The organism is Halobacteriovorax sp. YZS-3-1 (genome assembly GCF_047084945.1).
Lineage (GTDB): Bacteria > Bdellovibrionota > Bacteriovoracia > Bacteriovoracales > Bacteriovoracaceae > Halobacteriovorax_A > Halobacteriovorax_A vibrionivorans.
Genome location: NZ_JBKIYI010000002.1, coordinates 742,342 through 767,834, shown reverse-complemented (window position 1 = coordinate 767,834; position 25,493 = coordinate 742,342). Strand labels below are relative to the sequence as shown.

Genomic DNA, 25,493 nt, shown 5'->3' with positions numbered 1-25,493 from the left:
TTTAAAGCTTTGCCGACCCTTTTTGATCAGTTAAACTATAGTAGTGAGTCAGGGAATTGAAATACTTCAAAATATATTCAAATATGATGCGTTTCGCGGCAAACAGGAGCAAATTGTGGAAAGCGTTATCGCTGGAAACAACGCACTGGTCCTAATGCCAACAGGTGGCGGTAAGTCATTATGCTATCAGATTCCTGCCTTGGCCCGCTTTGGGACGGCCATTGTAATCTCTCCTCTTATCGCTTTGATGAAAGATCAAGTCGATGCACTTATCGAAAAAGGTGTTGAAGCTGCTTATCTTAATTCATCAATATCTCATAGTGAACAAGATGATATTGTTGGTAATCTTCTAAATGGAAATATTAAAATTCTCTACGTCTCACCTGAGCGTATGATGAATGAATACTTTCAACGTATCCTAGAGCGAGTTGAGATTTCTCTCTTTGCAATTGATGAGGCCCACTGTGTTTCTCAATGGGGCCATGATTTCAGACCTGAGTATATGCAACTTGGAATGATTACAAAGAAATTCCCAGATGTTCCAAGAATGGCCTTAACTGCAACTGCGGGAGAGGCAACTCGCGGAGAAATTATCCGCTGTCTAAACCTTCATGGTGCAGGTATATTCATTAGTTCATTTGATCGTCCTAATATCACTTACGCCGTTAATAAAAAAACCACAAAAGAAAAAGACTTTTATAAGCTTGAAGAATTCATTAGTGAAAATCTCAATGGCCAATCTGGTATCGTTTACTGCCTCTCTCGCCGTGGTGTTGAAGAATGTGCAGATAAACTTGTTAAGGCGGGCTTCAAGGCCTATGCCTATCATGCCGGGATGAGTGCTCCTTACCGAGAAAAAGTGCAAGAAAAGTTTATTAACGATAGTAACGTCATCGTTGTAGCAACCATTGCATTTGGAATGGGAATTGATAAAGCAGACGTTCGTTTTGTTGCCCATATGGATATGCCAAAATGTCTTGAATCATACTACCAAGAAACAGGACGAGCTGGACGTGACGGACTTCCTTCAAAAGTCCTTATGTTCTATGGACTAAGAGACCTTGTTCTTCTTAAACGAATTGCCACTAAAGGCGTAAGCTCTGCTGCTAGAAGACGAGTTACAGAAGAAAAACTTGATGCAATCCTAGGCTTTAGTGAAGCAACAACTTGTCGTAGAGAGGTCCTTCTAAACTATTTTAATGATCCATACATTGGCCCATGTGGAAATTGTGATATTTGCTTAAACGATCAGACGAAACATAAGCGTATCAATGCAACAGAACTAGCTAAGGCAGTTCTTACTTGTGTTTATGAAACAGATCAACGCTACAACGTTCATTATATTGTGGATGTTCTTAAAGGTAATATCTCGGGAGTTATACAAAAGAATGGCCACCACCATATAACAAGTTTTTCTTATGCATCTAATGAAGATGAAGGCTTTCTCTATTCGCTTTGTCGCCAACTCATTGCTCAAGGCCATCTTAAGATGATCATGGATGGAACCTCTCAGATAAAACTCACTCAATCTGCCATTGAAGTCATCGAAGGCCGAAAAGAGGTCTTTATTCGTGCAGATTTTAAAAAAGGTGCGCCAGCTGCAAAAGTAAAAGCAGCAAAGAAAGCAGCTAAGGCAACAAAGAAAAAAACGACGAAAAAGAAAACGACTCGCAAAAAGTCAGCAGCAACTTATAAGCCTAACGACGGAACAGATAAGACTCTTTATGAGAACTTAAGAGTCCTGCGCTCCAAGCTTGCCAAGCAAAAACGCACTCAAGCCTTCAAGATCTTTCCAGATAAGACACTAATGGAGATGGCCGCGCAACGTCCACAAACCCTTACCGACCTAGAAGATATCTATGGTGTTGGGCCAAAGAAATTAAAGAGATTTGGAAAAATCTTTTTAGAAGCAGTTAATAGCGATTCTTAAATCTTACAATTAGAGATGGCTTTATATGGAGATTTCCGCGACGGTAATCAATGAATTTTGCACGCATAAGATTTTTAATGGCGTGAGAAAAGTCTTGATCACCAAGAGCAAACTCCTTGTACTGCGGCTGAGTCCAAAGACTTTTAAGTTCATCATGGAGATCTTTTTCTCTCTTTCTAAACTTTCCAAGATCTCTTAAGTGATAAATAATGAAAAGCTCTTCATCATCTAATTCAAAGCCTAACTCGTCAGTAATAGCACGAAGAACATGAGTTCCTGCAAGATACTTCTTATCTTTACCAAATTCATTTTGAAAATTAGGCATTCCTTTAAAGAATTCATCGAGTTTAAAAACCATATTATTGTACATTGCGTACGTACTCTTAGACGAATCGTTAGAGACGTGGATAAGCTTAGGTAAGAATTCAGCAAATTGCTGATGCTTCTTAAACTCAATTTTTTCTAAGATATTTTCAAATGCTTCTGATAATTCATCCATAGCGTCATTTTTAGCACAAAAGATCTGAAGATTCTATTGTGAAATACCTCGTACTTTATAATCTTTTCTAGGTTTTGAGCGCCAATTGAATTCTTTTTCACCTGAAGATCGCGAATTATTATAGACATCTTGAGCTGAATAAGAGTTATTAAGCATACATGCATTTAATTGAGCAACACGATCACAGCTTGCTTTAACTTTACTATCGTACTTCTGCTTCACTGTTGTGGCCATATTTGCTCGGCGATAACTATCACCTTCTGCATATTGAGTAATAAGATGCTTTTTGCCTGGAAAAATTTCATCTTTATAAATATCAAAGACTAGAGACTCACATGTTACATCTTTTAACTCTCTTTCAATTTGAGGAAAGTAATTCTTGAGATTAGCAGCTGAAGTCATTCTAAAACCGCCCTCATCATCACGACCTTCAAAATATGAAATATTACTGTAAACATCTTCAATTCCAGCAGATTCATTTTCACATGCGACTATTTTTTCATCTACTTTTGAAAGTAGTTTTTCAAAGTTTTTCTTAGTGACTACCTTATTTTCATCTGAGCATGATACGCACCACTCTCTCTCAGCAAAGTCAGAGTTTAAGTATAGTAGTGTTGCTAACATCGCATTTTCTAACCCTGTATTTGCATCTGCAAAAGCGGGACTTACAATAAGGTCTAGGATTGTTACCCTCTTTTGTGTATTAACCTTATCCTTAAGCTTATTAAATGCTTGATTAAAACTTAATTTCTCAAACTCATAGGCCCTACCATTGACAAGGATTTCATTTTTAACAAGTGTTGCAATCGAATATTGAATCTTATGTTCACCTACTTGAATTGTTGCAACACCTTCTTCAATTTTTGCCTCTGGTAATTTCTTTATACCAACTTTCTTGGCCCAACGATAAAACTTATGTTGTTCTTTAACGTCTTTGAAAGAAGTTGCAAATGTCTCAGGATCGAGACGATTATCATTATATGTATCAGTAATATCAAGGAAGCGTTGATAGAAGTTTTCAAGAGCATACTCTTTGATAATGGCCTGAGCATTATATTCTTCTTTTTCAACAATCATTTTTGATTGAGCGGGTATTGAAACTAATGAAATTAGTGTAAATGTCGCAATAAATGATTTCCTCATATAATTCTCCCATTACACTTAACGGAGTAATTATATCAGAAATTAAATATTTATCTTATATTTATAATGATATCAAAGACTTGACCAACTTAATAAGCTAAGCTGGTCAAATTAGTGCCAATTAGAATTGGACAGACATATTAAATACGAAAGAAGAACGACACTCTAATTCATTCTTCTCTACTTCATTACATTCCATAGCTGAAACTTTATAGTCCATAGAGAAAGAGCCCTCATCTGTTTTCATATGAAAACCTTTAGCAAGGTCTAATCCTTGTGCATCTAAAACAGGCTTAAGCGCAGCTTCTAATTCTTCAGAACTTACATAAACAGACTTCACACGTCCAAATAGAGACTTTTTAACGTCTGCTTTAACGATTGTGTTAATACCTGATTCATCATCAATTAGACGAACTTCATCTTTTGATACCACTTCAATTCTCATATTATTAGAATCTACTTGTACAGGAACTACTTGAGAAACTTCTTGGCTTTGACCTTCAACAACGATTAACATATCAACCTGTCCATTAATGCTTGATCGATCACCTTGCAGAACATTTTTTTCTACTTTATATGTATCAACTCCATTTAACTCAACAGATGCTTGGATACCGTTTGCAGCAAAAGTAGGAGCACTAAGAAGTGCCAACATAGAAATAATAAGTTTCTTTTTCATATTTTCTCTCCCTAAAGTTTATATTTAATTAATTTAACAACTAAACATTAAACTTTGGGTGTAATTGAAAATTAGATAGGGCCTGTTAGAAAATTTGACACAAAAAAAGCCCTTATATATTAAGGGCTTAGTGATTATTTGAATTGAACTGACATTTTAAAAATAAATGCGCTGGAGCATTTAAAAACACCTTTTAGATCTTTTCCACAATCCATGGCCGACACTTCATAATCCATGGCAAAACTTAAATCCTGAGTATTCATATTAAGGCCTTTGGCCAAAGAGATTCCTTGTTCATCAAGGACAGGCTTTAAAAAGGCTTCTAAGTCTTTAGAAAGTACAGAAAATGATTTTATCTCACCTTTTTCATCCTTAGTGATAATTGCATTTACATTGGCATCGAGATCATTTTCTTTGCTACTAATATTAATCTTCTTATCGGAAAGAACTTTAATTATGAATGAATTGCTTCCCACATCAGTTGGGATACCTTGAGAAATTTCATTTCGCTTACCATTAACACTAACCATCATGTCGAAGTCACCATCAATGATAGAATTAGTACCCGTGTAAGTCGTCCCATTGACGACATACTCATCAATACCTTTTAAAAGTATTGTTGCTTCGATTCCGTTATCAAATAACTTCTTAGAAGTATCAACGTTATTGATAATATCTTCGTATTTATAACCTTCTTTTAGAGCCATAGTCATAGCAGTCGAACACGAATCGACTTGAGCAAGATCAGCAGTGCTAATTCGGGCCGCTGCAACAACAGAGCCATCAAGTGCCTTTGCAAAATTTCGTGCTTCATACTTACTTGAGAAGCGACAACTTGATAGTCCCTCTATATTAGAAAGGCTGGCCGAAGCTGATAGATTCAAAAGTACAAGTAATGCAATAATTGAAATTTTCCTCATTTTCTCCCCTATTAAATATTTAAGAATAAATTATCATTTATTGAATAAAATATTCTAAAATTGAAAAATTTAAAGCTAGTGAACTAAGATTAAACACCATATTGTGACAGAATAAAGAAAGCCTTAAAACTTAAGATTTCTCTTAAATTTTAAGGCTTTATAGATTATTGCGGACGCATTTTATGAATAAAGAGTCGATAGAGAGATGGTAAGACAATTAATGTTAAAATTGTTGCCGACAATATTCCCCCAACAACAACTGTTGCAAGAGGGCGCTGAACTTCGCCACCAAGTCCCGTTGAAAAAACCATTGGTAAAAAACCAAAAATATCAGTTAGTGCCGTCATTAGAACAGGCCTTAGTCTAATCATCGTCCCTTCTCGAACGACATCATCTGGAGACTTACCATCTTTTAGAAGACGATTAAAATACGTTACTAAAACCACACCATTTAAAATACTAATACCACAAAGAGCAATAAAGCCGACTCCAGCTGAAATACTAAATGGTAGGCCAAGTAATTTAAGTGAAAGAACTCCACCAATTAAGGCCATTGGTGCGCATAAGAAAATAAGAAACACTTGTGCATAATTTCTAAAAGCACCATAGAGCATAACGAGAATTAGTAAAAGAGCTAGAGGAACAAGAATACTTAAGCGCTTCTTAGCAGAAATGAGATTCCTAAAACTTCCACCCCATTCAACATAGTAGCCATCAGGAAGGTTAAGCTTCTCAACTTCCTTAGATGCATTCTTTACAAAGTTTTCAATATCACGAGTTTTTGGATTGATAAGAATAGCAAGTCTTCGAACAGAGTTTTCACGATTCACAGAAGAATAGGTTTCAGAAAAATCAATATGGGCAACGTCACTTATTTTTACAGTATACCCATCTGAAATTCCGACAGGTAGATTGGAGATCGTTTCAACATCACGCCTTTCTTCACCAGAGAGTCTTGTGACAATTGGATACTTCTTAACACCATCATAAATGCTACCAACTTGAGCGCCACCAATGGCCGTTGAAATGACATCTAATACTGGTTTACTACTAACACCAAGTTTTGCAAGTTCATCGAGTTTAGGAGTGTATTGAATCATTGGAGACATTCCCTTTGATTCGACTTCTACTTCTCCTGCACCATCGACTTTCTTAATTGCGGACGCAACCTTATTTGCAACATCAGTTATGACGGCCAGATCTTCACCGTAGACCTTAGCTGAAACTTCAGATCGAGTCCCTTCAAGAATCTCATTAAAACGAAGTTCAACTGGTTGTGAAAACATCATCACTTGGGCCGGAATATTATTGGCCAAGGCCTTGCGAATCTCCTCCATCAAATCCTTCTTCGTTTTAATATCTCCTTTAGGCCACATACTTTTAGGATTTAGCATGACATAGGTGTCTGAGATATTAACTCCCATAGGATCAGTACTAATTTCACTTGCACCAGTACGGCCAAAAGCATTTTTAACATGAGGGAATTCTTTAATGACATCTTCACTTAAGCGTTGAAGTTTAATTGAGTTTTCAATACTGATATTTGCAGGACGAATAAATTGGACAGCAAAGTCTCCTTCATCAAGTTGTGGGATAAATTCTGATCCAAGAGAAGAAAAAAGTAAGACACCAAGAGCGATACTTGCTAATCCAAAACCAAGAACAACTTTTTTAAACCTTAATGCTAGATTTAAAATAGGCGCAAAAGACCGCTTTGCCATTGTCATAAGTCTTGGTTCCACATCTTTTGTATTTGAACTTAAGAACGTTGCGGCCAGGGCCGGAACAAGAGTGAATGAGAGAACAAGGGCACTTGCTAAGGCCATAATAAAAGTCATGGCCATAGGCCCAAACATCTTTCCTTCAATACCTGTTAAAGCAAAGAGAGGAATGAAAACGACGATAACGATGAGCTCACCAAAACCTGCAGCTGAGCGAATTTCGATAGCACTTTGAATCACAAGACTTTTAATCTCATCTCTTGATAAAGACCTTCCTAACTCCTTAGTTCGCTTTTGTAGACGATGAACACAATTTTCAATAACAATAACAGCACCATCAACAATAATACCAAAGTCTAAAGCACCAAGGCTCATGAGATTCCCTGAAACATTTTGCCAGTGCATTAGAATAAAAGTAATAAGAAGAGAAATTGGAATTGTTGCTGCGACAATGATAGCTGCTCTAAAATTTCCAACAAGAAGCATGAGAAAGGCCATGACAAGACCCGCTCCAACAATTAAGTTATGCTCGACAGTACTTAAAGTAGCATTAACCATGTCAGAACGATTATAGACAACTTCTAACTCCACCCATTCTGGTAAGTTCTTCTTAATCTCATCAATCTTATCTTTTAAGCGTAGAGAGACGGCACGAGAGTTTTCACCAAGAAGCATAAAGGCCGTCCCAAGAACAGCCTCTTGGCCATTATGAGTTGCTGCACCTGTGCGAATCTCTTTATCAAACTTAACTTGGGCCACATCTTTGACACGAATAATATCAAGAGAGCCAAGACGCTTAATAACAATATTTTCAATATCAGAAATAGACTTTAATAGTCCTACACCTCGAACAAGTAATTGTTCTCCAGTTTGTGGGATATAGCCACCACCCACATTAATATTTGTACTGCGAATTGCTTCTTCAATATCATCAAAGTGAATTCCGAAGCGGGCCATTTTATCAATATCTGGTTGAATGAAATATTGCTTCTCATAACCGCCAGTTGTATTGACTTCGGTTACCCCTTTTACAGTTAAAAGACGTGGCTTGATAAACCAATCTTGAATTGAGCGAAGCTCCATTAAAGAGAGAAGTTTCTCCTCTTCGTTAACATATTCTTTCTTAGACTTTAGAGAGTAGTGAAAAATCTCCCCTAATCCTGTGGATATAGGTCCCATCTCAGGTTTTATTCCTTGAGGGAGCTCCAAATTAACAAGTTTCTCTGACGTTAACTGACGAGCCTTGTAAATATCTGTCTCTTCACTAAAGATTACTGTAACTTGTGAAATTCCATACTTTGAAACTGAGCGTGTTTGTTCCACACCAGGCATACCTGTTAAGGCCGACTCAATTGGGAAAGTCACCATTCGCTCAACTTCTTCGGGTGTTAGACCTTTAACTCCGGTATTAACTTGTACTTGAGTATTTGTTATATCTGGAACAGCATCAATTGCTAGTCGATCAAATGAATAGATCCCACCAATAATGAGAATAACCGTTGCGATAAAGACAAAGAGTCGATTGTGAACACTAAATTCAATAAGCTTATTAATTAAATTCATCTTATCCCCCAATCCTAATGTGCGTGGCCATATTCTGACTTATCAGTTGAGAAGATATCGCTTATTCTAAGTAGCTCTATTCCTTCAATGACAATTTCATCTGAGGGTTTAAATGCAGTGGAAAAATCATGCTCATCAATAAGCTTATAAAAACCATTTCTTTTACGATAAAGAGCGCGCTCTTTTCCGATGATCACATATGATGACTTATTTAGATCACTTAAATTATAAGAAAAAGGAATGGTTTTAATCTTTAAGCGTGCTGTTGCTTGAGGTGAAAGCTTTAAGCCCAAGTGCTCGTCAATTTCTGTGATGGCCTTATTTTTTCCTGATTTTTCATTTCCGTGTCCATGATGATCGTCATGATCGTCATGATCGTCATGATCGTCATGATGTTCTCCATGCTCACCTTTGTGTTCACCATTGTGTTCTTCATGGTGGTCCTCGTGGTGATTATCGTGGTGATCGTCTCCACTAGCAAAAATGCTTAGAGAGAAGACTAAGACTATTAACTTAATATATTTCATATTCTTTCCTTTAAAATTGATCCGCGTAACAGATAGATATTCCATAAAGCTTCAACGGCTCCAAGTTCATAATCGTTACGACGATTAGTGAAATCAACGAGTTGCCTATGAGCCTCAATAACAAGGCCAGTAGAAATGACTCCTCGTTGAAAGAGAGTTTCAATACGCTTATGTTTCTTCTCAAGTGAACTTCTTGAAACCATACGCTGATAAACTGACTTATACCTTTTGTACTTTGCTAACCAATTATTTAAGTCCATCTTCAAGTCAATCTCTTGGTAGCGCATATCAAATTCGGCTCTCTTAACTTGCGCTAGAGCTTTCGCCTTTGGCCCATCATTGGTATTAAAAACAGGTATATCGAAAGAGAGACTTAATCCAAAAGCATGATCCTTTTGGTTATCGGCCTTTGCAAACTCATACATCGGCCCGATTTTTAAATCACTATAGGCATTAGACTTTGCCAGATCATAACTAGACCTTGCGGCCAAAAGCTTTGCCTTATTCTTTTGATACTCAGTACTTTCTTCTAAGTTAAGCTCGTGCATGGAAATATTCTTAAAACGAAATTCTCTTGGTAAAGAAGTTAGCCTAACACTACAACCTCCTCCTGCATTTAATTTCAAATGAGTTAAAAGCGTTGCTCTCTTAGCAGTTAATTCAGAAAGCTTTAGGTAGTAATCATCAATGGCAAGTGAAAGAGTTTCATATTCAACCTCCTGTGAAGGAGAGAGAGATTTCTTGATACGGCCCTTCTTCTTTAAAAGACTCTGTAGAGACTCATAAGCTTCTTTATAAATCGGTATCAATTCATTAATTTGTCTTAAGCGGTAAAGACTCAAAACATTTTCTAAAATAACATTCTCTTTGTTATTCTTTATTTCTAATTCACCCAGTACCATTTGATTTTTCGCAAGACTTTCACGGGCCCCACGCTTTCCACCAAGCTCAAATGTTTGAGTAACCTTAATCATGGAGTTTAATTCACCACTGCCACCAGAAACAATCTCAGATTCAAATTCTGGATTATAAACAGCATTAGCAGATTCAATTTCTCCTGCTAGAGACTCTCTTGTTGATTCGGCCAAGAGATTGACTTGATGGTTTTCTTTAATGAGCCTTAAGAACTCATTGGCGTCTTTAATCTGACAAGTACTCTTTGTAGCAAACACTACTTGTGAGAGTACAAGCGTTAAGACGCAAGTGTATAAGCATTTCATGCAACTATCCTTCTAATATTCTTTGATAAAAGTCGTGTTAAATTTAGTTAAGAATAAGAAGGTGGTTTTATTGTGGGATCTAGGAATGGAGACTTAAAGAAATTATCTCCAGAAGTTAATAATTGAGATTCAATTTTAACTGGCACATCTAACTGGTGTACTTGGTGTATATCGGCCACGAAATGGAGTCCTGTACAATGAATATGACAGTGGTCTGGGTTACTATCATGGCCATCGCAGTGATTAGCAGGAGTAATATCGTGTGAGGAATTAATTTTCTCTACTTTAACTTGTAGTTCAGTCATAACTTCGTGGGCCTCGTGAGAGAAGCTCACAAAAATCATGGCAATTGTGAATAGAGAAAGAAGAATTCTTAACATGATAAAAATATTAGCACGCAAATATTTGATAGTCTAGCCTCCAGTCTGCTTCCACTTCAAATTCTTTTTATCGAGTAGCGCCTTCACTTCTTCAAGTTTTTCACCATGAACTTCGATATAATCATTCTTATAAGCACCGCCTACACCTAGGGACTTCTTGCATTCTTTTGCTAGTTTTTGGCACCATTTCTTATTATTTGGAAGGCTTGAGATCTCCACAATAGCACGGCCCTTACCTGAGGTAAGTCGTCTAATACTTAGAACAAGTTCAGATTCGTTAACTTCTTCGTTGGCATTTTTATTTGAGTTCTTCTTTGAATTTTTTTGGCGTAAATCACCGGCCTCGTCAGACCATACTAATTTTGCATCTTTCAAGATTTATCCTTTTCAAACTTTTGTATTGCAATGCATGTTAACAAATTAAAGGACAAATGTGAATTTTATCTCAACGAGATCTCTGACAGAGGCAATCCAAATTGATGGATCTGGTATCTTTAACGCCTTAATTGATACATTTGAATGCCCTGAAATCAAGGTTTGTTTTTCATTATGACTTTCGCTCATAAAGATATTTATTGGAAACTCTTCTCCTCTAAGTTTAATGATACCAAGATTTTCTTGATTAAATTTGATAGGACCATTTAGAGAAACAATGATTTCAGGATACTTCTTAACAGTTAATGTCTCCTCATACATTTTTTCATTTCTTGCATCGTTATCAGTATCCAAGCTCATTGCCTTTATCCTAATAACAACATCTCGATATTGCCCTTTTTCCTCTTTATATACAATACTTCCTTCTTTAACGACACCATCAAAACTGGTTGTAATAAGCCCCGCCTTAGTGGACTCCATATGAAAGATGATTTTCTTATCTCCACTATGTGCACTGTCATAATCGTTATAATTTAAGCTCAGCTCCTTTGCATAAAGAGACTGAAAAAATAGAATTGTCATGAATCCAATAAGTATATTCTTCATATAAACCTCGATTTAAAAAATCATTTTCATTACACCACGAAATGGTGTGTAGATATTTCCAATAATGCCGATGAAAGCATCTCTTTTTTTCTGACTTAAATTAATAAAGGCCGCAACGATCTCAACAAGGAGCTTAGAACGAATGAGCCATTGAAATCCCTTATTAAGTCTTGTCTTTTCTTTAAAGTAGAGTTCTTTTTTTTGTTTATAATTCAGAAGGCCCTGCTCAAAACTCACAAGAGATGGGTAATCCTCTAAAGACTGCACTAACATATGGGCAGTCTTGATGGCATTAAAGATCCCTTCACCTGTAATAGGATCAACGAATCCAGCGGCATCACCTATTAAGGCGACATTTGTTTTTATGATATCGCTTACAGAGTGCTCGATAGGAAAACTGGTATGAACCTTTATCTCTTTTGTGATAGAGACTCCTATTTGATCTTTTATTTTATTAAGATAGAATTCAAACGTATCATTTGCCGAGCCGTATTTCTTTATATGCTTTGCCTGACACACAAGAGAGATATTAACTTCTTTGTCATTGATTGGATCAACACCAATATAGCAACCTTCATCAAAAATAAACATTTGTCCTTTTCGAGGAAGTTTTCTTTTACAAGGAAGCCAAGCATGTAGAGCAATATTCTTCTTTTCGTTTTCAAGCTTTAGATTAAGACTTTTAGCAACAAATGAATTTCTGCCATCAGCACCAATTAAGAGACGGCAATAAAACTCTCCTCCATCAAAAGTTTTAATCTGCCAGAAAGAACTATTAAATTTAATCTCGACAACTGTTGTTCCCATTTTTACTTGTGCCCCACTCTCCATTGCTTGAGAGAGGAGACGGTTATCAAAGACTTCACGATTAACACTGACTCCATAATTAGAACGGCCATGACTAGCTGGAAAATTTGAATCGACAACCGCTCCTTTCGGAGAATGGATAATCATTCCATTTAGATGTTTAAAGCCAGATAAGACATGATTTAAATCTAATTCTCTAAGGGATTTAACTCCTTCAGGACAAAGATATTCTCCACAAACCTTCCTCTTTATTTCTGATTGTCTTTCCAAAATTAAAATCTTATTTCCTTGTTTTGCCATAAGGTGTGAAAAGATGCACCCAGCTGGGCCGGCTCCAATAACAATTGCATCATAAATCATGACTTCCCCCAGTGTTAAAATCAGATCGTCCTAAGTAAAGAGTTGGTAGAACAAAGAGATCAAATATCATCCCACAAAGTAAAATAAATGAAAGATTGAGCCCAAATTCCTTTATTGGTAGAAAATCGTAGGCGCCAAATAAGAGGAATGCGACAATCAATGTAATTGAACTTGTTAAGACGGGTTTAACAATTGTCTCGAGGTATTCTTCCATGGAAAACTTATGACTACCTAGATAATGAAGAATATGGAATGTGCTATCCACCACAATTCCAAGACCTACACTATAAGTCATAACAGTAGCAATATTAAGTGACATATCACTAAGGTTTAAAAAACCAAGAGAGAGCCCTAAAGGTAGTGTATTAACGAGAATAAAAATAATAAATAACTTAAGCTCCTTAAGTGTTATCACTGCTATCAATGCCATAATGATAAGACTAATAAGAAAGCTTTTTGATAGCGTATGAACCATCTCTTTTTGAGAAATCATTAAATTATAATAAAGGCCATCAATTGTGTAATTCTGCCCTTTTAGAATCTGATGCACTTTTTTTATAAGACTTTCATACTTATCAACATTTAGAGGAGCACCGAGTAAAGTGATCTTATATTCGCCATCAATAGAATAGGCTTCCCTTAAGGCCTCTGGTGCTTTTGAATACAGCGTAGTATAGGCAAAACGATTTTCAGGTATTGAGAGGCTTCCACTATAGTCTTTATTAATTCTTTGAATCATCTGATTTCGTGAAAAGACCTTAAGACCTGTTACTTCTTTCAACTCATTTTCTAATTTAAGAATATGTTTTAAAGACTCATAGTCCTTTGTGTTAATACCAATTTCAACGATGGGCACTCCACCTGCAAGCTTCGTTACTTCTTCAAAACTTGCATGTATATCACTTTCTTTAGGAAAGTACTTTGTGGCATCAGTGATAACCTTCACATTATTTCCACCCCACATCCCTGCCAGGAGAGCAATTACAACAAGAGAAATAATCCCAAAAAAAGAAAGGCTCTTTTTAGGATAGAGTCTTAACTTATATTCTCGATCTCTACGGTAGTGAAGGAGCCCTTCAACAGATATTAGCCATATAATTGCTAAGATCGATGAGATAAGAATGAGAAAGCTACTGAGTAGACCAAAGCTTCTAATGACAAAAATCTCACTAATATATAAAGACAAGAAGCCTATAAAGGTTGTGATAAGCATTAAGACAATAGGCTTTAATTTTACTTTTAAGGCAAGCTTTAGGGATCCCATATCTCTTGCAGTAAAATAAAGATGTTGTCCAAGAGATAAAGTAATCACAAAAGTCATCAAGGGCACTATTGAATTCACCATATTCATATGATGAAAGAAATACTTAATGACACTAAGAGAGAGTATAGAAGAGAGGACACATGGAAAGAATAAGAGAATCGAATCTACGATATTTCTAATAAAGACAAAGAGTAGAAATAAAGAGAAGGCAAAGAGAAATGGAAAGATCTTTTCTTGCACGACCTCAGAAGACTTATCCAATTGGTAATTTGTATAGTCATGACCTGCACAATGAAAGCGAACTTGTTTCTCCACTTCCCTAACAATATTTTTTAACTGCCCCTTCTCCCCTTTATTAAAGACGATAAAGCCGACACTTTCTGAAGATGTTAACTCAAGACTTTTGAAGTCTCTTTCCTTTAATCTGTCTAAGTAGTCCTGGCGTTTCCTAACTAATTCATGTGGATAGAGAAAGTAACATTCATCATCACATGCCTCCTCTAGCTTCTTTCCAAATACCTCAAGATCTTCGTAGGTATTCACGGTAGGCATACCATGAGAGTAGATCACTAATGACTCGACTTCTGGAAAATCCTCTTGGAATTTTTCAAACTTTTCCATTCCTTCATCAGTTAGAAAGATAGATTCTGGATTCTTCTGGGCCAGCTCTCTTGTGTAAGAGAACATGGCACCAAAGGCTGCAAGAAAGATGAGAATGAGGGCGGCGCGATTGAAGTTCAAGGTGGGCTACCTCCACTCGAGCAAAATACTCTGGGCCATAAATCCAGGGCCAAAGGCGAGCATATAACCACGTTCACCTTCTTTAATTGTGCGCTCACTCGTTACCTTATGAAGAATATGCATAATAGTAGCACTGGACATATTGCCATGATTTTCTAAGACCCAACGAGACTCAGAGATATCCTTTTGGTAGTCTGAAATATAATTTTCCACCATTTGAATAATCTTCTTTCCTCCTGGGTGAAACATATAATTTTCAATATCTTCAATCTCAAGTCCATTGCGTTTTAAAAAAGGTAGGAATATATCTTCAAAATTTCCTTCAATTGCGGAAGGTACATCCTTATCAAGCACAATCTTTAAACCTGAGTTAACAAGCTCAAAGCCCATGAGATACTCACCGTGACTAAAGTGGTACATATCACTATCAATGATATGGGCGCCCTTTCCTTCCCCACCTTTTAAGACAGCACAAGCAAAGCCGTCTGAGAAAATTGCCGTTGAAACAAGGTTGGCCCCATCAAGATCATCCTTTTGAAATGTGATACTTGGTATCTCCATTGTTAAGACAAGGGCCGTTTTATCAGGATTTGATTTTAAAAAGTTATCTGCATAAATAAGGGCCGAAGTTCCACCTGCACAACCCATTTCAGTAACAGGTAGCCTAACCACCCCCGGCTTCATTCCAAACTCATTTACCAAGTAGGCATCCACTGATGGAATCATAAAACCAGTGCAACTTGTGGTTATGATATAATCCACCTCCGATGGATCCACATCACTATTTTCAAATGTTTGCTTTAATAACCTCTTTCCGTACTCAATCATTTTCTCTTTGTAGATATTATTCTTCTCTTCAAAGCTTAAGTCTGAGAAAACTGTCTCTAAATCCACCACAATACTTCTTTGGTCAATATTTGCACCCTCAAGAATCTTTAGGGCCTTTCTTCTTGTTAACTTATCTACATCTTTCAACCACATACGATCAGCAGTATCCATAATCTCCTGTGTTGAATAAGTGTAGTCTGGTCTAAGCGTTTCCATATGAACAATACGAGTCATTTGTTCCTCCTTCGTGCATATAGATTCGCTCCAAAAGTAAATTTTTGTAACTGGACTTACGTCCTATTTCCAAATAAAATATGTAAAAACAAGACGTTACAAATATATAAGACCAAGGTCCTAATCCAATGTTAAATAAACGTGAACGCCTTATAACAGGGCTTCTTTTCCTAACCATTTCAATTTTTCTTATCTTTGACATTTACGAGGACCTCCATGAAGGGGCAAGTTTTGAACATGTCTTTGAAGAGGCCATCATCATGATCATTGGCTTCATCGGAGCTGCATATTTGTGGTTTAAGTTATTATTTATTAAGAAAGAGAATATTAGGATAAGTGCAAACGTATCAAAGTTGAAAACTGACTTACAAAACTTTAAAGAACAAACAAAGAATCTCTCAGAAGGAATTTCTGACAAAATCAATGAACAATTGGATGACTGGAATCTGACCAAGTCAGAAAAAGATATCGCCCTACTTTTGTTAAAAGGCTTAAGTATCAAGGAGATCGCAGATATTCGCTCCACAGCAGAAAAAACAATCAAGCAACATTGTACAAAAATCTATCAAAAGTCGAATCTCAGTGGACGAAGTGAACTATCGGCATTCTTCCTTGAAGATATTTTGGTTATACGTTAAAAACTTGAGCCAGGTGTTTTTAAAAACTTCTTTTCTTCATCTGTTGAGCGTCGACCTAAGACCTTATTTCGATGTGGGTAGCGACCAAAGCGTTCGATAATGGCCATATGCTGATGCATATAATTAAGGGCCTGCTCACTTCCTAGTTCCTCAAAATACTTCAGTCCTTCTTTTTGAACCACTAAGGATTCACTGTGCATAAAGGGCATATAGAGAAAGTGTTTCTTTCTTTGCGTGAAGCCTTCATGGGTTTTCTGGGCCACGGCCTCCTGGGCCAATACTAAGGCCATGTCATCACTGGCAAATGCGCGAGGATCGTCGCGGTAAATATTACGAGAAAATTGATCTAAGAGAATGATTTCAGCAAGACGCCCTAAGTGCTCATGGCGCCACTCAAAGAGCTCCCCTTTAGCGGCCATAGTGTGAAGACGACCAAAGCGCTTCTCTATTTCATGATCAACTTTAGGATCTTTGACCCATTTTTGTTCATCACTTAATTCATCGAACCAAAAATCAAGTACTTCGTGATACATCACTCCTCCTAATACTCTACTTTTTTACCATCTCACTTGCTCTAATTCTTAGATCTTAGTACATAGCATATATGAAAAATTTCATTCTCTTAGTGGCCATAATCTTTTTAGCAAGCTCATCTTTTGCAAGTGTGACAAGAGATGAATTTCTACAAGTAAAAGAGGCCCTCTACCAAGCATATAGCGAATTGGCCCCCTCGCAAAATGAAGTTTTAAAAATTAACTTACCAATCCCAGGTATCCCCAATGCTGACACCTATTGGTGGGATATCGACATGGTTCACGCTTCATATGTAAAAGTTGAAAGTGATCAGAATCAAATAGAGCATCGCATTTACTTAATGGGTGGTTTTGCTCGTCTCTCAGGCATGACTCCTGATGGACTTGCCCTTACTGGCTGTCATGAAATCGGACACGGTATTGGAGGAGAACCCTTTAAGAGCTCAGGTAGTACAACAGAGGGACAATCTGACTACTTTGCCACAAAGGTGTGTTTACCAATAGTTTTTAAGTATTTAAATGAGTTACGTGAGATCAATAGTAATCCAACGTATGAAGCAATTTGCTCAAATCAGATTATGCACAACTCAAATACATGCCTTAGATTATTAACGGCCATGGAAGCCGATCAGGCATTTTTTAAGACCACAGGAGATGAAGTCGACTTCGATCAATTCTCTAATAAAGTTGCAACTGAGCTTAATACCGATGCATCCTATTACCCAGATTCACAATGCCGTTTTGACACAATGATCCATGGGGTTCTAAATATTGAGCGACCAATTTGTTGGTATCCTGGTGGTGCTGCAAACGGAACAATGCGACAATAGCTCAAATTTTCGACACATCCTCCATTAAGTGCTATGGTGCTTTTTCAATACTGTCAATTAAACAAACAAAGGGTGTTTATGGAAACTCATATGGAAAAAGTTAGCTACATTATCGGTCGTCAAATTGGATCTGATTTTGTTGCTCAAGGAATAGAAATCAATTCTGAAATCTTCGCAAATGCTGTTACGTCAGCAATGAAAGGTGAAGAAAGCCAACTTTCAGCAGAAGAAACACAAAAAACAATGAATGAATTTCAAGAGCATATGGCAAGACAACTTGCTGAAGCTGCAAATAAGCTAGCGGAAGAAGGTCGTGCTTACCTTGAAAAGAATAAGAGTGAAGAAGGTGTAACAACAACGGCATCAGGTCTTCAATACAAAGTTCTAGAAAGCGGAAGCGGTGCAACTCCGAGTGCAGACTCAACTGTAGAAGTTCACTATGAAGGTAAATTAATTGATGGTACTGTTTTTGATTCATCAATCCAAAGAGGTCAAACAATCCAATTCCCAGTAGGTGGAGTTATTAAGGGTTGGACTGAAGCACTTCAACTAATGAAAGAAGGTGACACTTGGGAATTAACAATTCCATCAGAGCTTGCTTACGGTGAGCACGGTGCAGGAGCGAAAATTCCTCCACACTCAACTTTAGTCTTTAAAGTTCAACTAATTAAAGCAAACGTATAGAGTAAATAAGGGGCCAGCTTCGGCCCCTTAACTTTTACTAACCTTTCTTAACCAATCTTAAACATCAAAAGTATTAATAAAAAGCTACATTTCCTTTCATTAACTTATGGGAGGATTCAATGAAAAAACTCGTACTACTATTAACAGTACTACCTTTCTTTTTTAACTCGGCCACTGCTAAGCAAACAAAAAGAAATTCAAACACGAAATTATCAAAAACAGAAACAATGACTGCAATGAAGCACACGAGACGTTTTAGAAACTTCATCAGTGCAGCTCAATTAGCAGGTCTAGATGATCTTGTTAATGCAGACGAAGATATCACAATCTTTGCACCTAACGACCAGGCCTTTGCAAAGCTTCCACCTGATACAGTAGAGTACCTACTTGCCAATCCACTAGAGCTAAGAAAAGTTCTAATGTATCACGTTGGCTATGGGCGCTTAACAAAGAAGGATCTAAGAGCTGATAAGCAAGTAAAGACTTATAATGGCCGTGTCATTCTTGTGGATCAAGATAGCGAAGAATTTATTCTTAATAATCTTGCCATTCGTTTTAGTACTCTAAAGGGATTTGATAAGAATATTATTGTTCACGAAATTAATGAAGTTTTAGTTCCATCAGAAGAGCTTCCTCTTAATAATTTTCAAACAGTAGAATATGTTAATCTTGAGCAATATTTAGGAACTTGGTACCAACAAGGTGCATACGATGCTTTCTTTAACTTAAGATGTAAGGGAACTAAAGCACAATACAAGTTTAAGCATAACCGCGTTAGAGTAAAGAACTCTTGCCAGCTAGCAAATGGTGAAGAGAAAGTTGACAAGGCCTATGCAAAAGTCGCTGATAAGATTTCAAATGCGAAACTTAAGGTTAGCTTTGTTCCTCTTCTTGGATACTTTGGAGTTGGAGCTGGAGACTATCAGATCATTCATCTTGATGAGAATTATACAGAAGCTATCGTAGGAGATAGAGATCGTAATACTCTTTTCATCTTAACTCGCGACAGAGAAATTGATGAAACAAAGTATGAAGAGCTAGTTCAAATTGCAGTTGAGAATGGGTTTAGACCTGAATATATCAACAGAACACCAGTATATGAGATCGAAGAACCAACTGAACCAACTGAGCCAACGGAACCAACTGAGCCAACTGAGCCGACAGATCCAACTGACGATCAGGATCAAACTGATCAAGACCAAACTGATCAAGATGATGACCTCATCATGGATCCAAATAAGGATCAAGATGAAGATGCAATTCTTATTTTCAAATAATAAAAAAGGGCCATTAACTGGCCCTTTCTTCTTATCTATCTTTTCTATCCATACATTTGAAAAAAGATCACTGCAAAGAAGACGACAATAAAGAGAGTAAGAATTAGATATAGGCCTATATCACTTCCCCCTTCATTTATATACTCCTTCCCTTCAGGAATTTTACCTTCATAATCAAATCTCTTAACTTCCGAAGAAGTGCTATTTGTCGTATTTTCCATACGTCCTCCAAAAAAATTAAATAATAAAAAAACTTATGAATTTGGATTACTTGGAGGGCTTAGTCCTGAGTGACCACCAAGATGCTCTTGGCTAAAATAGGTTTGAGAAAAATCAATTCTATACGTGGTAGGCTTCTTAGATAATTTGAAGCTATATGAAGAAATGAATAAAGAATGGTCAAAGTCGAAATCTTCTTCTACTAACTCAGCTTGTTCACTGACCTGATCAAAAGTAATTGAAAAAGGAGATTGGCCATAGTGGCCGTGGCCTTTATAGAGATCACCATCATGGTCAGCGTAAAGACTACCAAATAGAAATAAAGATAATAGAAGATAGAGACAATTAATTTTCAAAACGCCACAGTCCTCTTACGTTATTGACTCCTGCAACACGCCACTTATCTTTCTTTCTTAATGTAAAAGTAATTTCTACTGGCTTTAGAGTATACTCTCCATCATTTATATTTTTTAAAATAGTTGCATTGGCCTGAGCTCTCTTAGAAATAAGAGGTGGCCTTGTTAAGCTTAAAAGAGCTATTTGCATATCAAATTTATTATCAAACTCTGGTACGATTACAACGGCCTTTACTGTAGCTGTTCTGGCCTCCTCTTTTACCTCAACAATTTTAAATGAAAGTAGGCCTTGGATTGCTTCTAAGACTTCTTTCTTTGTCTTCTTAATATTCTTTTCCCAAATGACCACATCTTTGACGAAGCCACGATAATCAGCGATTTGCTGACTTGAGCTGAATCCGGGATCATAGTGATTAAATGTCTCTTCAAAATTTACTAAGAAAGTCTCACGAATTACTGTTTCCACAGTCTCTTTTGGTGTTGGCTTTGAGCATCCAAAGAGAAGTAATCCGAAAACTAGAAGAATAAAAGTCTTTTTCATGACTCATATTATACACTAAACAAGCTCAGTCTTAATGATTTCTTTTTTACTACGCTCAATAGAAGTTGAAGTCGCTAAAACGTCAAAAATACTAGAGAAAGTATTATGTTTATAGATGTGATCATCGGGAAGTTTTTGCATTAGCTCACGATGGGCCTTGGCCAAATTAGTATAAGGTAGCTCTGGAAAAAGATGATGAATTGCATGGTAATTAAGGCCATTAACAAAGATAAAAAATGAACTCGGCCCTGATTCTATTGTCACAGTATCAAGAAGATGATCTTCCCAACCCATTGGAGTCAGGCTTTCATTTGTATAGAGGTGATTAAATAGCGCTCGATACATATTAAGAGTTGATGAGATGACTACAACACTATACCAAACCCAAATTATCTCAAATGGAAGAATACTAAGATAGATAGCGCACCCAATGACAAATTTATAAAGCATACACATGAGATCATTTCTAATCATTCGACTAATCTCCTCTTCCTTCCTATATGGCCTTTTATAATCCATAGAAAAAGCGAGAGTTGAGATATTCTGATAAGTCCAAATTCTTTGTTCTTTATTAAGAAATAGATATGAAAGTGGATAGATGCCGAACCTAATAATTTGAATGAATGGTAAAAGTAGCGATGACAAAAATGGCCTAATAAGAGTCAAAGAATCAAAGCTTGAAATATACTTATACTCCGGATCGCGAGTGGTTCCATAGGTCCTCTTTCCGTGATGAAAGAGGTGGGCATCACCAAGATATACGGGATAAGCATTTGGCCATCCAAATAATAAATTAAAAGCTAAGCGATAGCCTTTAATCTTTTTAGCAATATGTGAAACCTCATGAACAAGGAGTGTTCCACGATAGATAAAAAATATAGCAAGTAAGAAAGAGATTATATTAAAGTGAAAGCACGTATAAAAGAATGCACTCCAACCAATAACTGCATTAATAATAAGATCAAACCATACCCTAGACTTATTAAGGGTGTGATGCTTTTTAAGAATGTCACGCATTAGCTCAAGGCCTTCCTCTCTCATGCACTATTTCTAGCACATAAGAGAGGAATCAATAATACTTATGTAAAATGTTTACTTAATTTAACTTACTTAACACCATTTTTTATTTCTTCAACAACCTCTGGATCTAGAAGAGTTGACGTATCACCAAAATTATTAAAGTCATGTGCAGCAATTTTTCTAAGAATTCTTCTCATAATTTTACCACTTCGTGTTTTTGGAAGACCTGAAACAATCTGAATCTTATCAGGACGAGCAACGGCACCAATTTCTTTAATAATTGTATCGTTGATATGCTTTGTAACTTCTGCCTCATCTTTTAAATCAGTCACAACATAAGCATAGATCCCCTCACCTTTTACATCGTGCGGGTAACCAACAACGGCACTTTCAGCGATGGCCGTATTCTTACCGATAGCATTTTCAATCTCGGCCGTTCCAAAACGGTGACCAGACACATTGATAACATCATCCACGCGTCCTGTGATTCGCATATAACCTTCGATATCGCGTTTGGCACCATCACCAGAGAAATAATAACCCTTATAAGTTCTAAGATAGGCATTCATGAAACGCTCATGATTCTTATAAACAGTTCTAAGCATTCCTGGCCATGGGTGCTTAATACATAGCTTTCCTTCGGCCATTGTTTCACCAATTTCACGGCCATCATCATCAACAAGAACAGGAATAATTCCAGGAAGAGGAAGTGTTGCTTTACAAGGCTTTGTCTTTGTCAGCCCTGCTAGTGGAGAAATAAGAATCCCACCTGTTTCAGTTTGCCACCAAGTATCGACAATTGGACATTTCTTCTTTCCAATATACTCATTATACCAATGCCAAGCTTCAGCATTAATAGGTTCACCAACAGAGCCTAGAACCTTTAAAGTTGAAAGATCATACTTTGCAGGAACATCGTCTCCACACGCCATTAAAGCACGAACCGCAGTTGGCGCAGTATAAAAATGTGTCACCTTATTCTTTTCAACGATATCCCAAAAGCGTCCCGCATCTGGATAAGTTGGTACACCTTCAAACATCATTGTTGTGGCACCATTTAAAAGTGGCCCATAAGTAATATAAGTGTGTCCAGTGATCCAACCGATATCGGCAGTACACCAATAAGTGTCATCTTCATCAACTTGAAAGACATTGGCAAAAGTATAAGCGGCCCAAACCATATAACCAGCTTGCGTATGAACAACACCCTTAGGCGTTCCAGTTGACCCCGAAGTATAGAGTATAAATAATGGATCTTCTGCATCTAGTTGAGGAGCTGTGTGCTTATCGGAAGCTTTATCAAAGAGATCGTGCCACCAAAGATCACGCCCTTCTTGCATAGTTACTTCATTATTTGCACGCTTGTGTACAATTACATTCTTAACACAAGAGCAGTCTTTTTCTTCTAGGGCCTCATCGACAATAGACTTAAGTTCAGTGACCTTAGTTCCGCGAAGTCCTCCATCATTTGTGACAAGAACACTACACTCTGCATCTACAATTCTTCCGGCCAGGGCCTGAGCTGAGAAGCCACCAAAAACAACAGAGTGAATCGCACCAATTCTGGCACAAGCAAGAACTGTAAACATCAGCTCTGGTACCATAGACATATAGATACAAACACGGTCACCTTTTTTTACACCAAGCTCTTCTAACATATTTGCCGTTTTACAAACTTGAGCGTGAAGTTCTTTATAAGTGAATTCTTGATTTTTCTCACTAGGATCATTAGCAACATAGACCAGTGCTTTCTTATCACCTCTTGTTTCAAGATGACGATCGAGACAATTTTCAGTGATATTTAATTTGGCACCATTAAACCAACGAATTTCCCCATCAGTAAAATCACCTAACGTAACATCTTGCCATTTTTTAGAAAATTGAAAATTCTCTGCGATCTTTCCCCAGTATTCACTCGGGTTATTCTTTGCCTGCTCATAAGCGACTTCATATTCTTCGAAAGTTTTAAGACGAATATCCATATTCTTTACCTCATAAAATTTTAGTGATTAGAACTAAATTTTCTCGCAAAGATATGAATTCGTCTAGTAAACGTATGGATTCTTAACTTCTATAATCTTACTTAGTAAGGCCCTTAAATCATTCATTTGGCCGTACCAATAATTAGGCGACTCAAAGTAGCCAAAAGTATATTTAAATGACGGATCGTCCCATCGCTTCGCAATCCATGCACTAAAGTGAATGAGGCGTAGTGCACGAAGAGAAGGAATTAATTTTAGCTGCTCATAAGGAAATGAGCGAATGCTATCATATGCCTCTAGAAATATATTTCGATCGATAATGGATTGTTGATCATCCCCTGGACAAATTGGCCATACATCCTGTACGACTGGGCCCATTACCATATCATCAAAGTCAACAAAGTATGAATCATCACCTCTTAAAATGATATTTCCTTTATGAAAGTCACCATGAACTCTTTGAAAGTTCATATTCTCAAAGAGAGGCTTTGATTCACGAATGATCTGATCACAGATTGTAATGAAGCTTTCTCTGATATCTGCAGGAATATAGTCCGTAGACTTTAAGTAGTTAAGATTAGCTTCTCCGTAAGATTCAGGAGTGAGCTTTATTCGATGTTTGGCCGCCTTAAGAGCACCAACACTATGAATACGAGCAAGTGAGCGCCCCATTATTTCAAGTTGCTCTTCATTCATTTCTTCAGGGTTTCTTCCCCCTCTCTTTTCATAAAGGCAATACAAAATCTTATGATCAGGCATTTCAAATAGAGTTTCACCATCGATATTTAGTGGTGGAATCACTGGAACTTCTGCTTCCACAAGGTCATTTAAAAAGTCGTGTTCATCTCGTATTTGTTCCTTTGTCCAACGTCCAGGACGATAGAATTTGGCCACGATAAAATTATCACTTGGTGAGTTGATCTCACTTTCAGGTCGATCAACTTCAATTTCATAAACACGATTTTCGATACTATTTAAAGGTAAACAACGGCCAGTGGTTTTAAAGCCCACAGCGTCAATAGCATCCAAGATGGCCTCTGGATTTAATTTGAAGAAGTATTGGGTCTCTTCACTACCCCAAACATATTTAGACATGTAAAAAATCATACGCTTGCGCACGGCGCCATGGCAATAAAAACATCGAATGCTACAAAGCCATATATTTAGGAGAGATTATGTATAAATTTGCACTTTTAGCACTTATTTCAACTTTTAGCCTTGCTGCAACTTTTGAATTTGTTGGCCCATGTGAAAGAGCCGCACTATTTGAAACCCAAATGCAGCTAGATAATGGTGCAACAGTTGGAAGTGCAACAATTAAGCTTCTAAATACTTATCAAATCCCTCATAAGGGTACACAACGAGGAATGAATTCCATCTTTGATACTCCAACAGGAATTGATGCCATGGAGGTCTTAAGTGATACTCAAATGAATGCTCATGGATGGTGTTACTCAGTAAATGGCCTAAGTCCAGAGGTTTATCCAAACGAAGTTGAGCTTAAAGACAACGATCACGTTATGTGGTGGTTTGGATACGCTCACTATGATAGCGGAAAATGGATCACACAATGTGAGCCGACTTGGAAGCGAGCTCCTGCACAATTTTGCAACTAG

At 37.1% G+C, this 25,493-nt stretch carries 26 protein-coding genes; 6 read left to right on the top strand and 20 right to left on the bottom strand.

The features are described 5' to 3' along the window. The first annotated feature begins 43 nt into the window (after positions 1 to 43). Positions 44 to 1,930 (top strand): DNA helicase RecQ, encoded by a 1,887-nt coding sequence (gene recQ, locus ACMAZI_RS13720; RefSeq protein WP_199506626.1) that lies wholly within the window; start codon positions 44 to 46, stop codon positions 1,928 to 1,930. Here recQ and ACMAZI_RS13715 read toward each other — a convergent pair. The 13 genes from ACMAZI_RS13715 to ACMAZI_RS13655 all read right to left on the bottom strand — a co-directional run bounded on the left by ACMAZI_RS13715 (position 1,914) and on the right by ACMAZI_RS13655 (position 15,797). Beyond that, on the bottom strand, positions 1,914 to 2,429 hold the full coding sequence (locus ACMAZI_RS13715; RefSeq protein ID WP_115360814.1) for a hypothetical protein: 516 nt from the start codon (positions 2,427 to 2,429) through the stop codon (positions 1,914 to 1,916). The genes recQ and ACMAZI_RS13715 overlap by 17 nt on opposite strands. A 33-nt stretch (positions 2,430 to 2,462) precedes the next feature. Next, a complete protein-coding gene (locus tag ACMAZI_RS13710; RefSeq protein ID WP_412474321.1) occupies positions 2,463 to 3,572 on the bottom strand; it encodes a hypothetical protein in 1,110 nt (369 codons plus the stop codon). Between the two features lie 121 nt (positions 3,573 to 3,693). Beyond that, positions 3,694 to 4,251, bottom strand: coding sequence for a hypothetical protein (locus ACMAZI_RS13705; protein ID WP_334679149.1), 558 nt, complete (start codon positions 4,249 to 4,251; stop codon positions 3,694 to 3,696). A gap of 134 nt (positions 4,252 to 4,385) precedes the next feature. Continuing rightward, the gene (locus ACMAZI_RS13700) at positions 4,386 to 5,171 is read right to left on the bottom strand and encodes a hypothetical protein (protein WP_412474320.1); all 786 of its coding nucleotides are present in this window, start codon (positions 5,169 to 5,171) and stop codon (positions 4,386 to 4,388) included. A gap of 164 nt (positions 5,172 to 5,335) precedes the next feature. Then, positions 5,336 to 8,455: an efflux RND transporter permease subunit gene (locus ACMAZI_RS13695; RefSeq protein ID WP_412474319.1), complete on the bottom strand. Its 3,120-nt coding sequence runs from the start codon at positions 8,453 to 8,455 to the stop codon at positions 5,336 to 5,338. Positions 8,456 to 8,469: 14 nt separating this feature from the next. Further along, the gene (locus tag ACMAZI_RS13690) at positions 8,470 to 8,982 is read right to left on the bottom strand and encodes a hypothetical protein (protein WP_115360821.1); all 513 of its coding nucleotides are present in this window, start codon (positions 8,980 to 8,982) and stop codon (positions 8,470 to 8,472) included. After that, positions 8,979 to 10,202, bottom strand: a complete 1,224-nt coding sequence (locus ACMAZI_RS13685; RefSeq protein ID WP_412474318.1) for a TolC family protein — start codon at positions 10,200 to 10,202, stop codon at positions 8,979 to 8,981. Before ACMAZI_RS13685 ends, ACMAZI_RS13690 begins: the two co-directional genes overlap by 4 nt. A gap of 47 nt (positions 10,203 to 10,249) precedes the next feature. After that, entirely contained in the window at positions 10,250 to 10,582 is a 333-nt protein-coding gene (locus tag ACMAZI_RS13680) for a hypothetical protein (RefSeq protein ID WP_133296909.1), read from the bottom strand. A gap of 33 nt (positions 10,583 to 10,615) precedes the next feature. Next, positions 10,616 to 10,957: a hypothetical protein gene (locus tag ACMAZI_RS13675; protein ID WP_158536825.1), complete on the bottom strand. Its 342-nt coding sequence runs from the start codon at positions 10,955 to 10,957 to the stop codon at positions 10,616 to 10,618. Between the two features lie 45 nt (positions 10,958 to 11,002). Beyond that, positions 11,003 to 11,563, bottom strand: coding sequence for a YceI family protein (locus ACMAZI_RS13670; RefSeq protein ID WP_412474317.1), 561 nt, complete (start codon positions 11,561 to 11,563; stop codon positions 11,003 to 11,005). Positions 11,564 to 11,575: 12 nt separating this feature from the next. Further along, on the bottom strand, positions 11,576 to 12,730 hold the full coding sequence (locus ACMAZI_RS13665) for an NAD(P)/FAD-dependent oxidoreductase (RefSeq protein ID WP_115360832.1): 1,155 nt from the start codon (positions 12,728 to 12,730) through the stop codon (positions 11,576 to 11,578). Next, on the bottom strand, positions 12,720 to 14,735 hold the full coding sequence (locus tag ACMAZI_RS13660; RefSeq protein WP_120404487.1) for a hypothetical protein: 2,016 nt from the start codon (positions 14,733 to 14,735) through the stop codon (positions 12,720 to 12,722). Before ACMAZI_RS13660 ends, ACMAZI_RS13665 begins: the two co-directional genes overlap by 11 nt. A 6-nt stretch (positions 14,736 to 14,741) precedes the next feature. Next, a complete protein-coding gene (locus ACMAZI_RS13655; RefSeq protein ID WP_412474316.1) occupies positions 14,742 to 15,797 on the bottom strand; it encodes a type III polyketide synthase in 1,056 nt (351 codons plus the stop codon). A 128-nt stretch (positions 15,798 to 15,925) separates the two neighbouring features. Here ACMAZI_RS13655 and ACMAZI_RS13650 point away from each other — a divergent pair, with 128 nt between their 5' ends. Then, positions 15,926 to 16,435: a helix-turn-helix transcriptional regulator gene (locus ACMAZI_RS13650; RefSeq protein ID WP_115360837.1), complete on the top strand. Its 510-nt coding sequence runs from the start codon at positions 15,926 to 15,928 to the stop codon at positions 16,433 to 16,435. Here ACMAZI_RS13650 and ACMAZI_RS13645 read toward each other — a convergent pair. After that, positions 16,432 to 16,968 carry a DUF924 family protein gene (locus tag ACMAZI_RS13645; RefSeq protein ID WP_120404486.1) on the bottom strand — a complete coding sequence of 179 codons (537 nt, stop codon included), beginning with the start codon at positions 16,966 to 16,968 and terminating at the stop codon, positions 16,432 to 16,434. The genes ACMAZI_RS13650 and ACMAZI_RS13645 overlap by 4 nt on opposite strands. Before the next feature lie 71 nt (positions 16,969 to 17,039). On the opposite strand from ACMAZI_RS13645, the gene ACMAZI_RS13640 reads away from it, so the two are divergent. The 3 genes from ACMAZI_RS13640 to ACMAZI_RS13630 all read left to right on the top strand — a co-directional run bounded on the left by ACMAZI_RS13640 (position 17,040) and on the right by ACMAZI_RS13630 (position 19,759). Beyond that, on the top strand, positions 17,040 to 17,798 hold the full coding sequence (locus ACMAZI_RS13640; RefSeq protein WP_334679143.1) for a hypothetical protein: 759 nt from the start codon (positions 17,040 to 17,042) through the stop codon (positions 17,796 to 17,798). Between the two features lie 78 nt (positions 17,799 to 17,876). Then, positions 17,877 to 18,482 carry an FKBP-type peptidyl-prolyl cis-trans isomerase gene (locus tag ACMAZI_RS13635; protein ID WP_334679142.1) on the top strand — a complete coding sequence of 202 codons (606 nt, stop codon included), beginning with the start codon at positions 17,877 to 17,879 and terminating at the stop codon, positions 18,480 to 18,482. Positions 18,483 to 18,601: 119 nt separating this feature from the next. Beyond that, the gene (locus ACMAZI_RS13630) at positions 18,602 to 19,759 is read left to right on the top strand and encodes a lipocalin family protein (RefSeq protein ID WP_412474315.1); all 1,158 of its coding nucleotides are present in this window, start codon (positions 18,602 to 18,604) and stop codon (positions 19,757 to 19,759) included. Positions 19,760 to 19,803: 44 nt separating this feature from the next. Here ACMAZI_RS13630 and ACMAZI_RS13625 read toward each other — a convergent pair whose 3' ends face one another. The 6 genes from ACMAZI_RS13625 to ACMAZI_RS13600 form a co-directional block, all read right to left on the bottom strand. After that, positions 19,804 to 19,980, bottom strand: coding sequence for a hypothetical protein (locus tag ACMAZI_RS13625; RefSeq protein ID WP_412474314.1), 177 nt, complete (start codon positions 19,978 to 19,980; stop codon positions 19,804 to 19,806). Positions 19,981 to 20,013: 33 nt separating this feature from the next. Further along, on the bottom strand, positions 20,014 to 20,334 hold the full coding sequence (locus ACMAZI_RS13620; protein ID WP_412474313.1) for a hypothetical protein: 321 nt from the start codon (positions 20,332 to 20,334) through the stop codon (positions 20,014 to 20,016). Beyond that, positions 20,324 to 20,875: a hypothetical protein gene (locus ACMAZI_RS13615; protein ID WP_334679138.1), complete on the bottom strand. Its 552-nt coding sequence runs from the start codon at positions 20,873 to 20,875 to the stop codon at positions 20,324 to 20,326. The genes ACMAZI_RS13620 and ACMAZI_RS13615 overlap by 11 nt, the downstream gene beginning before the upstream one ends. Positions 20,876 to 20,890: 15 nt before the next feature. Next, positions 20,891 to 21,916: a fatty acid desaturase family protein gene (locus ACMAZI_RS13610; RefSeq protein WP_412474312.1), complete on the bottom strand. Its 1,026-nt coding sequence runs from the start codon at positions 21,914 to 21,916 to the stop codon at positions 20,891 to 20,893. A gap of 65 nt (positions 21,917 to 21,981) precedes the next feature. Continuing rightward, positions 21,982 to 23,877, bottom strand: coding sequence for an acetate--CoA ligase (acs, locus tag ACMAZI_RS13605; protein WP_412474311.1), 1,896 nt, complete (start codon positions 23,875 to 23,877; stop codon positions 21,982 to 21,984). A 63-nt stretch (positions 23,878 to 23,940) separates the two neighbouring features. Beyond that, on the bottom strand, positions 23,941 to 24,972 hold the full coding sequence (locus tag ACMAZI_RS13600) for a serine/threonine protein kinase (RefSeq protein WP_412474310.1): 1,032 nt from the start codon (positions 24,970 to 24,972) through the stop codon (positions 23,941 to 23,943). An 80-nt stretch (positions 24,973 to 25,052) separates the two neighbouring features. Here ACMAZI_RS13600 and ACMAZI_RS13595 point away from each other — a divergent pair, with 80 nt between their 5' ends. Beyond that, entirely contained in the window at positions 25,053 to 25,493 is a 441-nt protein-coding gene (locus ACMAZI_RS13595; protein WP_412474309.1) for a DUF4430 domain-containing protein, read from the top strand.